This window comes from Novosphingobium sp. YAF33 (assembly GCF_052113265.1).
Classification (GTDB): domain Bacteria; phylum Pseudomonadota; class Alphaproteobacteria; order Sphingomonadales; family Sphingomonadaceae; genus Novosphingobium.
Genome location: NZ_JBFRCW010000011.1, coordinates 38,997 through 51,379, shown reverse-complemented (window position 1 = coordinate 51,379; position 12,383 = coordinate 38,997). Strand labels below are relative to the sequence as shown.

12 protein-coding genes are annotated in these 12,383 nt (G+C 66.1%); 9 read left to right on the top strand and 3 right to left on the bottom strand.

All coding sequences use genetic code 11. From position 1 onward, the window contains the following. Window positions 1-21 precede the first annotated feature (21 nt). The 3 genes from fabI to AB4Z00_RS20530 form a co-directional block, all read right to left on the bottom strand. Window positions 22-825 (bottom strand): enoyl-ACP reductase FabI, encoded by an 804-nt coding sequence (gene fabI / locus AB4Z00_RS20540; protein ID WP_134094853.1) that lies wholly within the window; start codon window positions 823-825, stop codon window positions 22-24. Continuing rightward, window positions 822-1,859, bottom strand: a complete 1,038-nt coding sequence (locus tag AB4Z00_RS20535; protein ID WP_442047032.1) for a YihY/virulence factor BrkB family protein — start codon at window positions 1,857-1,859, stop codon at window positions 822-824. Before AB4Z00_RS20535 ends, fabI begins: the two co-directional genes overlap by 4 nt. Before the next feature lie 85 nt (window positions 1,860-1,944). Continuing rightward, window positions 1,945-2,919, bottom strand: coding sequence for a DnaJ C-terminal domain-containing protein (locus AB4Z00_RS20530; protein ID WP_442047031.1), 975 nt, complete (start codon window positions 2,917-2,919; stop codon window positions 1,945-1,947). Window positions 2,920-3,093: 174 nt separating this feature from the next. On the opposite strand from AB4Z00_RS20530, the gene pdxH reads away from it, so the two are divergent. From pdxH to AB4Z00_RS20485, 9 genes are all read left to right on the top strand, one after another. Continuing rightward, window positions 3,094-3,711, top strand: coding sequence for a pyridoxamine 5'-phosphate oxidase (pdxH, locus tag AB4Z00_RS20525; protein ID WP_442047030.1), 618 nt, complete (start codon window positions 3,094-3,096; stop codon window positions 3,709-3,711). Between the two features lie 8 nt (window positions 3,712-3,719). Beyond that, a complete protein-coding gene (locus AB4Z00_RS20520; RefSeq protein ID WP_132269924.1) occupies window positions 3,720-4,649 on the top strand; it encodes a cation diffusion facilitator family transporter in 930 nt (309 codons plus the stop codon). Window positions 4,650-4,792: 143 nt separating this feature from the next. Continuing rightward, a complete protein-coding gene (locus AB4Z00_RS20515) occupies window positions 4,793-5,527 on the top strand; it encodes a sterol desaturase family protein (protein WP_132269926.1) in 735 nt (244 codons plus the stop codon). Then, the gene (locus AB4Z00_RS20510; protein ID WP_243654466.1) at window positions 5,494-5,943 is read left to right on the top strand and encodes a DUF2141 domain-containing protein; all 450 of its coding nucleotides are present in this window, start codon (window positions 5,494-5,496) and stop codon (window positions 5,941-5,943) included. Before AB4Z00_RS20515 ends, AB4Z00_RS20510 begins: the two co-directional genes overlap by 34 nt. 67 nt (window positions 5,944-6,010) lie before the next feature. Next, the gene (locus AB4Z00_RS20505) at window positions 6,011-7,300 is read left to right on the top strand and encodes an MFS transporter (protein WP_132269929.1); all 1,290 of its coding nucleotides are present in this window, start codon (window positions 6,011-6,013) and stop codon (window positions 7,298-7,300) included. An 83-nt stretch (window positions 7,301-7,383) separates the two neighbouring features. Continuing rightward, the gene (locus tag AB4Z00_RS20500; protein WP_442047029.1) at window positions 7,384-8,820 is read left to right on the top strand and encodes a PAS domain-containing protein; all 1,437 of its coding nucleotides are present in this window, start codon (window positions 7,384-7,386) and stop codon (window positions 8,818-8,820) included. Window positions 8,821-8,950: 130 nt separating this feature from the next. Further along, window positions 8,951-10,309, top strand: coding sequence for a M48 family metalloprotease (locus AB4Z00_RS20495; protein WP_134094855.1), 1,359 nt, complete (start codon window positions 8,951-8,953; stop codon window positions 10,307-10,309). A gap of 102 nt (window positions 10,310-10,411) precedes the next feature. Further along, window positions 10,412-11,131, top strand: a complete 720-nt coding sequence (locus AB4Z00_RS20490; RefSeq protein ID WP_132269933.1) for a DsbA family protein — start codon at window positions 10,412-10,414, stop codon at window positions 11,129-11,131. A 63-nt stretch (window positions 11,132-11,194) separates the two neighbouring features. After that, window positions 11,195-12,358: a sensor histidine kinase gene (locus AB4Z00_RS20485; RefSeq protein WP_132269935.1), complete on the top strand. Its 1,164-nt coding sequence runs from the start codon at window positions 11,195-11,197 to the stop codon at window positions 12,356-12,358. The last annotated feature ends 25 nt before the right edge of the window (window positions 12,359-12,383 follow it).

The window sequence follows — 12,383 nt, the reverse complement described above, 5'->3', positions numbered from 1 at the left end:
AGGCCGATCAGATCAGGCCGATCAGCTCAGGGCGATGTCCGGAGCGTCTTCCTGCTTCATGCCGACGACGTGGTAGCCTGCGTCCACATGATGCGTCTCGCCGGTCACGCCCGAGGAGAGGTCGGAAAGGAAGTAGAGGCCCGAGCCGCCCACGTCCTCGATCGTGACGTTGCGGCGCAGCGGCGAGTTCAGCTCGTTCCACTTGAGGATATAGCGGAAGTCGCCGATGCCGCTGGCGGCCAGCGTCTTGATCGGGCCGGCCGAGATCGCGTTGACGCGGATGTTCTGAGGGCCAAGGTCGTTGGCGAGGTACTTCACCGAGGCTTCCAGTGCCGCCTTGGCCACGCCCATGACGTTGTAGTGGGGCACGACCTTTTCGGCGCCGTAATAGGTCAGCGTCAGGATCGAGCCGCCTTCGGGCATCATCTGCATCGCACGCTTGGTCACCGAGACCAGGCTGTAGGCCGAGATGTTCATCGTCATCAGGAAGTTTTCGAGGCTGGTGTCGACATACTTGCCGCGCAGCTCGTTCTTGTCCGAGAAGCCGATGGCGTGGACGACGAAGTCGATCGTCGGCCAGCGTTCCGCCAGCGTTTCGAAGGCGGTGTCGAGGGCTGCCATGTCCGAAACGTCGCAATCGATGAGGAAATCGCTGCCCAGGCTCTCGGCCAGCGGCTTCACGCGCTTGGCCAGCGCTTCGCCCTGATAGGAGAAGGCCAGCTCGGCACCCTGTTCGTGCAGTCTCTTCGCGATGCCCCAGGCCAGGGACTTGTCGTTGGCAAGGCCCATGATCAGGCCGCGTTTACCCTGCATCAGACCGGTCATTCGTGTTCTTCCTGTACTTCGTTGTTCTGTGCAGCGGCGCTGCTATTTCCGCCCGGCCCCCCGGCAAGCATTTCCTGCTCCTCGGGACTGACGGTAAGGGCGGCATTGAGTTCCGCGCCCGCGACCATCCCTAGTCCGACAAGCCAGAAAAAGAAAAGCGCGATCATCACTCCGGCGAGACTTCCGTACGTCAAATCGTAAGCGATGAAATTGCGCAACACTTTCGGCAGCAGCCATGCGGCCCCCAGCCACCATGCCGCGACGAACAGAGGACCGGGCCATTTCCGATATCGGCGAGACTGATAGCGCGAGGGCGTGAGCAGGAAAAACAGGGCGTAGAGCGAGGCGAACAGGGTGGCGGCGGTGATGCCGCGGGAAATGCCGATCTGGTAGTTGAAGGCCTTGAGGCCGGGGAAAACCGTCAGCAGCACTTCTTCGATCACTGAAATGAGCACCTGCGAAGACAGTGAGAGCAGCAGCAGCAGGACCGAGCCGAAGATCAGCCCGCTCGACGCCAGGCGGTTTCGCCAGAACTTAAGGCCCTTGTTCATGCCGTAGGCGCGGTGAAGAATATCGCGGATGGTCTCGATCAGGCTGGTCGCCGTCCACAGGCCCAGCACGCCGCCGATCCAGAGCAGCCAGCCGTGCCGCGCGGCAACGGCATCGCGGGCCACCGGGGCCAGCGCTTCGTCCACGCGCGGGGGAAGGGCATTGAGCACCGCGTCGATCGCGCTTTCCAGCTGCCCCTGTTCGCCCAGCGCCGAATAGATGGCCGCCAGGGCGATGAAGAAGGGGAACAGCGCCACGATCGTCATGTAGGCGAAGTTGCCGGCGTGGATGAAGCCGTCTTCCCAGGTCCCGGTAAACACGCGCTTGACCACGACATAGGCGCGGCCGGAAGGATCGGGACGGGGAATCCGGTCCTGCATTTCCTGCCAGCGCATGGCCGCGCGCCGCCGGGCTTCGGGCGTTATCGCTGCCGAAGCCGGCGTTCCCGGGGCCTGCACGTCTATCGAATGGTCGATGTTCACCACGCCGAGATAGGCGCTGAAAAGAGGATATTCAAATTTCGGAAGGGGTTAGGTGGGGCGATCTGCAAAGACATCCCCGCCCGCACCCTCAGATTCCGAGCTTTGCGCGCACGTCGCGCGTATCCTTCCAGCCTTCCAGCCGCTTGGCGAGATCGGCGTCGCTCTCTGGCAAGACGATCTGGAGGCTGATCAGCAGGTCGCCGCGGGCGCCGTCCTTGCGGGACATGCCGCGGCCCTTGAGGCGCAGGACCTTGCCCGAACTCGCCCCGGCCGGAACCGACAGCATGACCGCGCCGGCCGCGGTGGGGGCTTTCACTTTGCCGCCGTTCAGCGCCTCGTCGAGGGTGATCGGCAGGTCCACGCGCAAGTCGTCGCCGTCCTGGCGGAAGAAGGCATGGGGCTGGATCTGCAGCGTGACGATGGCATCGCCCGCGCCGCCGGGGCCTTGCTCCCCCTTGCCGGCCAGGCGCATCTGGGTGCCGTCCTCCATGCCTACGGGCAGCTTGAGGTCGATCGTCTTGCCGTCGGACAGGGTGATGCGCTGCGGCTTGAGTTCGGCCGCATCGGTCAGAGGGACCGAAAGGCGATAGTTCACATTGCCGCCGCGCGGCGCCGCGCGGTCGCGTGCACCGCCGGCTCCGCCCATTCCGGCACCGAAACCGCCGGGGCCGCGCTGGCCGGAACCGCCGAAGATGCCGCCGAACAGGTCTTCCAGGTCGATGCCGTCGTTACCGCCGAATCCGCCCGAAAAGCCGCGCTGCCCGCCGGGACCGCCGCCGAATCCGGCACCCCCGAAGCCGCCGGCTCCGCCGCCGCCGAACCCGCCGAAGCCCATGGGATTGCCTTCGGCATCGATCTCGCCCCGGTCGAACCGGGCCCGCTTGTCCTTGTCGGACAGCAGGTCGTAGGCGCCGGTCACTTCGGAAAAGCGCTCCGCGGCCTTGGGATTGTCCTTGTTGGTATCGGGATGAAGTTCCTTCGCCAGCTTGCGATAGGCGGACTTGATGTCCTTCTCGCTGGCCGTGCGCGATACGCCAAGGGTGGAATAAGGGTCTGCTGCCATGGTTTCCTAGCTAGGTGCGGACGCGCGTTACGGCAAGCGGTGCTTTCCTAGTTCCGGTCACGAGTCTATTGGAACCTTCACGCCCCGCCCTGCCGCCGGGAATCGCCGTGAAATCAGCGAGGTCCGGCCCGGCGCGGCTGCGTTTGACCACAGGCACGATCCCAGGAAGCGAACATGGAAGCTGAACAGGCCCGCGAAGTCATCCCCCACGGCGATCCTTTCGCCCTGTTCAAGGACTGGTACGAAGCCGCGCGCGAGAGCGAGCCTAACGATTCGAACGCCATGGCCCTGGCCACCGCCACGCCGGACGGACTGCCCTCCGTTCGCATGGTCCTGCTCAAGGGCTACGGGCCGGACGGCTTCGTGTTCTATACCAATGGCCACAGCCGCAAGGGCCAGGAAATCGCCGCCAATCCCCATGTCGCGCTGCTGTTCCACTGGAAGAGCCTGCGCCGCCAGATTCGCATCGAAGGCGAACTGGTGCCGGTGACCGCCGCGGAAGCCGATGCCTATTTCCATTCGCGCGCCCGCGATTCGCAGCTGGGCGCCGTCGCTTCCGACCAGTCCGCCCCGCTCGACAGCCGCGAGACGTTCCTGGCCCGCTACGAGGATGTCCGCAGCCGCTTCGGCGAAGGCGAGATCGAGCGGCCGGCCCATTGGACCGGCTATCGCGTGGTGCCCGCCGCCATCGAGTTCTGGCAGGACCGGCCCTATCGCCTCCATGAGCGCCGCCGCTTCGTGCGCGGCGCCGATGCGGCAGGCGGCTGGGTCAGCACGCTCCTCTATCCTTGAGCCCGCCCTTGCACGAACACGCCAAACTCACCCGCAGCGCCGCTTTCGCCAGCATTGGCGTGGCCGTGCTGCTGCTCGGCCTGAAGGGCTGGGCGGCCTGGTCCACCGGCTCCACGGCGATGCTCGGCAGCCTGGCCGATACCACGCTGGACCTCGTCGCCAGCGTGGCCACGCTGCTGGGCGTGTGGATCGGCGCACAGCCGGCGGACGACAAGCACCGCTTCGGCCACGGCAAGGCCGAGGCGATCGCGGCGATGTTCCAGATCGTGCTGATCTCGATCTCCGCGCTCGCCATCGCCAGCCGCGCGGTGGAGGAATTCCTGGCCAGGAGCCGGGTCGAGAGCGCGGAAAGCGGCATCGCCGTCTCGGCCGTGGCGATCGCGCTGACTCTGGCGCTGGTCGCCTGGCAGCGCCACGTCATCCGCCGCACCGGCAGCATCGCCATCCAGACCGACAGCGTCCACTACCAGTCCGACCTCCTGCTCAACGTGGCGGTGATCGCCGCGCTGGTGCTGGACCAATATGCCGGGCTGAAGGGCGCGGACCCGCTGTTCGGCCTGGGCATCGCCGCGTGGCTGGGTTGGGGCGCCTGGAAGGCCTCGCAGGATGTGCTCGACCAGCTGATGGATCACGAGTGGCCCGAGGAGAAGAAGGACCGCTTTCTCCAGGTGCTGGCCCGCCATCCCGATATTACCGGCGTCCATGACTTGCGCACGCGCACGTCGGGCAACCGGGACTTCGTGCAGTTCCACGTCTGGGTCGATCCGAACATGACCGTTCGCGAGGCGCACCGGGTGATGGACGAGCTGGAACACCGGCTCTGCGACGAATTTCCGGATACCGAGATCCTGATCCATCCCGATCCCGAGGGTTTGGTCGACGAAGCCGGTGCAGCCGGACTCGACGTGCTGCCGCCGATCCGGGTTTCCCCGGATTGAGCGCAGGGGCCGCACTGGCTGGAAATGCCCCACTTGCCACCTCATCCTGAATCAGGTCCGGGACGACGCGCCTTTGGCGGTGAGAGCATCGGCGCCGCAAATTCGGCTGGCTTCAATATCGCCCACCGCGCATAAGCCCCGACATGTCAGCGATTTCCGGTCCCGGCCTGTGGGCGCTCTGCGTTTCCGCCGTCACGATGACGGCGATCGTCGGCTTGCGCTATCTCGGCACCTCGGGCCTCTTCGCCTGGATCACCGCGCGCGCCAGGCCCGGCCTCTATGCCGGGATGGAGCGCCAGATCCGGGGCGAGATCGGCTGGTCGCTGGCCTCCTGCGCGATCTACGGCATTCCTGCGGGCGTGGTGGCCTGGGGCTGGCAGGCCCATGGCTGGACCCGCATCTATGCCGATCCCCTGGCCCTGCCCTTGTGGTGGATGCCGGTATCGCTGTTCATCTACCTGTTCTTGCACGATACCTGGTTCTACTGGACCCACCGCTGGATGCACCGGCCCCGCGTGTTTCGCCGGATGCATGCCGTGCACCACGCCAGCCGCCCGCCCACGGCCTGGGCGGCGATGAGCTTCCATCCGCTGGAGGCGCTGACCGGCGCGGTGGTCGTCCCGGCGCTGGTGTTCCTGGTGCCTATCCATGTCGGGATGCTCGGGCTGGTCCTGACCATCATGACGGTGATGGGAATCGCCAATCACATGGGCTGGGAAATGTTTCCGCAGCGCCTCGTCCATTCGCGTCTCGGCCACTGGTTGATCACGGCCAGCCACCATCACCGCCATCATGAGCTTTATCGATGCAACTACGGCCTCTATTTTCGTTTCTGGGATCATCTGTGCGGCACCGATCGGGGCGTTTCGGCGCCCTGACCCTGCTGGCGGCGGCGCCGATCGTGCTGGGGGCCACGGGGCCGCAGTCGGACGTGTCCGCTGCCGTCACCGGGCTGCGCTCCGCCAAGGGGCAGATCCTGGCCTGCCTGACCGCCGACCCGCAGACCTTCCCCAATTGCGACAAGGACCCCAAGGCCCGCAAGCTGACGATCCCGGCGCAGGGCGAAGTGCGGCTCGATTTCGGCTCGGTGCCCGAAGGCCGCTATGCGATCTCGCTCGTCCATGACGAGAACGGCAACGGCAAGCTGGACACCGCGCTGATGATCCCGCGCGAGGGCTTCGGCTTTTCGCGCGATGCGCCGGTGCGGATGGGCCCGCCCCGTTTCGACAAGGCGGCTTTCGACGTGGGGGACCAGAATACCCGCATGGCGATCAAGATGCGATACCTGCTCTGAACGGCAGAGCGAGCCTTGCCGCCCATCGCGCCGCGGCCTAACCCCGATTCGTGAACAGGCATACTTCATGACCAGGGAAGAGGACATCGTCGAGGAGGTGGTGGATACGGCCACTGCCGGACTCGTGCCCAAGCCGGTGCACGGCACGTTCTCGCCATTCCGTTATCCCGTGTTCCGGGCGATCTGGATCGCCAACCTCTTCTCGAACATCGGCTCCACGCTCCAGGGCGTCGGCGCTGCCTGGCTGATGACCGAGCTGACCACTTCGCACCAGCTCGTGGCGCTGGTGCAGGCTTCGGCCACGGTGCCGATCATGCTCTTCGGCGTCTTCGCGGGCGCCATTGCCGACAATTACGACCGCCGCCTGGTGATGCTGGCCGCGCAGATCGGCATGCTGACGGTCTCGGCCGCGCTGGCGGTGCTGTCCTGGCTCGGCTGGATGACGCCGTTCCTCCTGCTGGCGTTCACGCTGAGCGTCGGCACCGGTACGGCGCTCAACTCGCCGGCGTGGCAGGCCTCCGTCCGCCAGCAGGTCGCGCGGGACCAGCTTCCGCAGGCCATCGCGCTGAACTCGATCTCGTTCAACATCGCCCGCTCGATCGGCCCTGCCGTGGGCGGCTTGCTGATCTCGCTGTGGAACGTGTCCTTCGCCTTTGCCATCAATGCTGTCAGTTACGTCGGCCTGATCGGCGTGCTGCTCTGGTGGCGGCCCGAGGCGCGGCAGATCGACCGCCGGCCGATCCTGCCCGCCGTGGGCGTGGGCATCCGCTACTGCTTCGGCAACGGCCCCTTGCGACGCCTGCTGATCCGCGGTTTCGCGCTGGGCTTCAGCCTGGCCGCCTACCAGGGTCTGCTTCCCGCCGTGGTGAACGATTCGATGCACGGGTCGGAGATCGACTTCGGCGTCATGCTGGGGCTGTTCGGCATCGGCTCGATCGCCACGGCGCCGTTCATCGGCAGGATTCGCCACGCCATGGGGCTGGAGGGCATCCTCGCGCTGGGTTCGGGAATGTTCATCTTCTCGTTCTGGGCCCTTGCCGCGGCGCATGAGCTGACCTGGGCACTGCCCGCGGCCTTCGTGGCCGGGAGCGCCTGGGTGCTGATCCTCACCACGCTCAACACCGCGGTCCAGCTTCGCTCCCCGGACGAGATCCTGGGGCGGTGCCTGTCGATCTATCAGGCCGTCACGTTCGGCGGCATGGCGCTGGGCGCCTGGACCTGGGGCATGTTCGCGGACTGGAAGAGCCTGGCTTTCGCGCTCCACGCGGCATCCGTCTTCCTGATCGCCTCTTTCGTGATCCTGCGCTTCCTCGCACCGCTGCCGCGCCTGGGCGAAGGCGTGCTGCGTCCGAAATAACGGAACGCCTCCTTTTCGGCGGCTTAAACTTTATTTCACCATGGCCCCTCACAAGGAGGCGGAAGGATCAACGAGGATTAGCGATGGACAGGTTGCGCGGCGGGTTTGCCGATGGGGACGAGCCGGCAATCGGCACCTGGGGCAACTATGCCGAAGCGGGCAACTATGCCGAAGCGTCTGCCCTCGCGCCTGCCATCACCCCCAGCCCGGTTTTTGCCCAGGATGAGCGGCGCATGCAGGTGCGGGCCTACAATTTCTGGGCGAGTCTGCTGGGAGACCGCGCTTTTCCCGATGTCGCCGACCTCGATCCCGCAGCCCTGCCCGATTTCGGCCCGCACGGCGTCCTGCTCGATTTCTCGCAAGGTCTGGAGAATCCCGAGATCGCCTGGCTGGGGGCGGAACTGGCGCAGGAATGCGGCACGGACGGCGCCATCCAGCGGCTGGACGACGTACCCAGTCGCTCGCTGCTGTCCCGCATCACCGATCACTACATGCAGATCCTGGCCAATCAGGCTCCCGTCGGATTCGAGGCCGAGTTCGTGAACCAGCGCGGCGCCACGATCCTCTATCGCGGCATCCTGCTGCCTTTCTCGCGCCACCATCTGGCGATCGACTGCATCTACGGCGTCATCAACTGGAAGGAGCAGGCCGGTTCGCCAACCGGCATGGAGCCGGCGGCTGGTCCGGCCGATCCCATCGATCGCCTGCCGCTGCCCCGCGCGGCGGCCCCGCTGACGGAATGGGCGGACGGCCCGGCGGACGGTGCCTTCGCGCTTCCGCCCGTGAGCTTCGGCAGCGCCGCGCCCCACGCGCTGGACCTCGTCGAAGCCGGGCTGATTACCGGCCTGAATACCGGACTCCCGGAGGACGCCCCCCTCGGCCCGGACCTCGCGGCTTCGGACATTCTGGAACTTACGGCCGACATGGAGCTGGCCGACTGGCTGGCTTCGGCGCGCGAACTGGCACAGGCGGCGCACCGCGCGGAGGATCGCTCGCGTCAGGCGCTCTATGCGGCGCTCGGCCGCGCCTACGACTTCGCGCTGGCCGCAGAGCAGGCGCCGGAGGACTATGCCGAACTCGTGCAGGATGCCGGGCTGAAAGTGCAGGAGCGGGCGCCGCTGATGCCGCTCGTCAAGCTCGTCTTCGGTGCCGACTACGACAAGACGCGCCTGACCGAATTCGCCACCGTCATCGCCCATGGCCGCCGCCTGGGCCTCGAACAGGGCGCGCTGGCCCCGCACATCGCCGGGGCGGACGGCGGCATCAAGGCCCTGGTCCGCGACGAACGCCGCCTCCGCCGCGAGGATGACCGGGATGCGGCCCCCGCCGAATCGCGCCGCGACCGCGTGGCGCGGGGGCTTCGCGCCCTTCAGCCCCTGCCGATGGAAGACCTTGGCCGCTCGGGCGAGTTCACCGTGCTGGTGGCCCGGCGCAACGAGGCGGGCGAGCTGGTCCTGCTGGGCGAAGTGGCCGATGACGAGACCCTGCTCGGCCGCGCTGCCCGGCACCTGCTGGGATGATCCGCAGCGCAGAGCGCTCTTGCCAGCAGGCTTGCCGCCGCTAGGCTGAAGGCTTGATTCGGCAGTTGCCCGATCCGGACGGACAAGCGTCTTCAGCACCGGTTCAGGCCGAAAGGCCCCAGAGTAGAGCATGCCCTTTGCGCGATTTGCCGCACTTCTCCTGAGCTTTCTGGCGCTGCTCGGCTGGTCCGCCGCTCCGGCCAGCGCGCAGTCGATCCTGCGCGATGCAGAGACCGAGGCCCTGCTCAAGGACATGTCGCGCCCGCTGATCACGGCGGCGGGGCTCGATCCCAACCATGTCGACATCGTGCTGGTCAACGATTCCTCGGTGAACGCCTTCGTGGCGGGCGGGCAGGCGGTCTACGTCAACAGCGGGCTGATCAACCAGGCCGATACCGCCGCCGAAGTGCAGGGCGTGATCGCGCACGAGCTGGGCCATGTCACCGGCGGCCATGCCGTGCTCAACCAGGGCGCGCAGCCGGCGTCTAACATCTCCATCCTCTCGCTCCTGCTTGGCGCGGCCGCCGCGGCAGCGGGGGCCGGCGAGGCGGCAATGGGCGTGATCATGGCCGGCCAGCAGGCCGCCATGGGCAAGTACCTGGCCTATAGCCGCTCGCAGGAAGCCTCCGCGGATGCTGCCGGCGCGCAATATCTCTCCGCCGCCGGGATCAGCGGCCGCGGGTCCGTGGAATTCTTCAAGAAGCTGCAGAATCTCGAATTCCGCTACGGATACCGGCCGCAGGAAGGGGACGAGTTCTACTCCACCCACCCGCTCACCGGTGACCGTATCCAGACCTTGCAGGACGTCTACGAGAAGGACCCGGCCTGGGCCAAGCCGGACGATGCCAAGCTCCAGCAGCGGTTCATGCGGATGAAGGCCAAGCTGTTCGGCTACCTGGCCGAGCCGCGCGACGTGTTCCGCGTCTATCCCGAGACGGACAATTCGGTGCCGGCCCACTACGCCCGCGCTTATGCCTTCCACCGCCAGTCGCAGCTCGACCGTGCGCGCGCCGAAACCGATGCGCTGCTGGCGGTCGATGCGAACGATCCCTATTTCCTTGAGCTGAAAGGGCAGATCCTGCTGGAGGCGGGGCAGGCGGCCGAAGCGCTGGTGCCGCTGCGCAAGGCCACGGAACTGACCGGCTACCAGCCGCTGATCGCCACGCTCTTCGGCCATGCCCTGATCGCCACCGAGGATTCCGCCCATTTCGCCGAGGCGCAGACGGTGCTGAAAAACGCCGTCGCGCGGGATCGGGAAAATCCTTTCGCCTGGTACCAGCTCGGCACAATCTACGCCGCCAATGGCGATATGCCGCGCGCCCGGCTGGCCAGTGCCGAGCAGCAATCCCTGACCGGCCAGATGGACGCCGCGCTGATGAGCGCGCAGGCCGCCGAAGCGGGGCTGCCCACCGGCACGCCGGACTGGCTGCGGGCGCAGGATATCGAGATGCAGGCCCGCGCCGAACTGCAGCGCAAGAAGCGGCGATGAATGCCCCGTCCCAGGTCGCAGTCCGGGGCGGACCTTCGGCTCTGGCCGCGGTTCTCATAGCCCGCTAAGGGCAGTGCTCAATTGACAGGATTCTCGACGACGATGGGTAATGGCACGAAGTTCGCAGCGATCGCCGGTTGCATCGCGCTGATCGGCGTCGGTGGCTGGTTCGGCGGCCGCGTGGCGGTTGAGAAGGTCGTTCACGACTATATCCTCGAACACCCCGAAATCCTGCCCCAAGCCATGGACAACCTGCAGCGCAAGCAGGCCAGCCAGCAACTGGCCGGTGTGCGCCAGAACGTGGAGACACCGTTCCCCGGCGCCGTGCTCGGCAATCCGAACGGCAAGGTCACGCTGATCGAATTCAGCGACTATGCCTGCGGTTATTGCCGCCGCAGCCTGCCCGACGTGGCCCAGCTTCTGGCGAAGAACCCCGATCTGCGCATCGTCGTGCGCGAACTGCCGATCATCGGCCCCGAAAGCCCCGCCGCCGCGAAGATGGCGCTGGCCGCGGCCGAACAGGGCAAGTTCCCGCAGTTCCACGATGCCATGTTCGCCATGGGCCAGGTCGATGCCCAGAGCATCGATGCCGCGGCGCAGAAGGCCGGCCTCGACATCGAGCGCGCCCGCAAGGTCGCCGCTGGGCCCGCCGTGGCGCAGGAGCTTTCGCGCAACATGGATATTGCCGGACGCCTTGGCTTCAGCGGTACGCCAAGCTGGGTGGCGGGCGAGCGGCTGATCTCCGGCGCGGTCGGTTTCGACCAGCTGTCCGAGGCGGTCTCCGAGGCGCGCGCCGAACCCAAGGGCGACAAGAAGGGCTGACAAGTCGACTTGCGGAATTATCGGCTGTTTCCGCATGGGCATGATTTCGGCTAGGAAGCGAGAATGAGCGTCCTGCCGATCCAGCCCATTCCTTTCTTCGCCAACAAGGACAAGGCCTTCTGGCGCCTGCAGTTCGTAGGCTGGGGCGGCGCGATGCTGCTTCGCGCCATGTCCACGATCGCCAATGCCCAGCCCCTGTCCTATCTGGTGCTGGTGCTGATCGCGACCGTTACCGGCTTTTCGATCTCGCTGGTGCTGTCCGTCGTCTATCGCGCGCTGATCACCCGTCGCGCCCTGGTGACCTGGGGCCTGACGGCTATGATCCTGCCGTTCGCGGTGGGCCTCCATGCCTTCATCGATGCCTGGGTGATCTCGCTTTACCGCACGGACAGCGATTCCAGCTTCGCGCAGCTGTTCATCGGCGTCTTCTATCTGGACGCCACGCTGCTCGGCGCCTGGTCGGCGCTTTACTACGCCATCAATTTCTACCTCCAGGTGGAGGAACAGAACGACCAGATGATCCGGCTGGAGAATCAGGCGACGCAGGCGCAGCTCGCCATGCTGCGCTACCAGTTGAATCCCCATTTCCTGTTCAACACGCTGAACTCGATTTCCACGTTGGTCCTGCTGAAACAGACCGAGCCGGCCAATGCCATGCTCAGCCGGCTGTCCTCATTCTTGCGCTACACCCTGATCAACAAGCCGTCCGCCCAGGTCACGGTGGCGCTCGAGGTGGAAACGCTGAAGCTCTATCTCGATATCGAACTGATGCGATTCGAGGAGAGGCTGCGCACCACCTTCAACATCGACCCGGAAACAGAGACCTGTCTCCTGCCCTCGCTGCTGCTTCAGCCTCTGGTCGAAAACTCGATCAAATATGCCGTGACACCGCAGGAATCCGGGGCTGAGATCACGATCGTCACGCAACTCGTCGGGCCGATGCTTCGCATCACCGTCTCGGACACCGGGCCGGGCTTGCAAAGTCCGACGACGGACAACAGGTTGTCGGGCATGACTTACGATGGAGGGGAGCCGGTCTCCACTGGCGTTGGCCTGGCAAATATCCGCGACCGTCTTTCTCAGGCTTATGGCGAGCATCATCGATTCGAGACGATCGAGCCGATCGAAGGCGGATTCGCCGTACTCATCGAACTTCCCGCCGAACGCCAACCCACCCCGGAAGACATGCACGAGCAGCCGCGGCAGCCTGTTTTCGCCGCGCGATGAAACATATTTGGCCCACGTGCGTTAG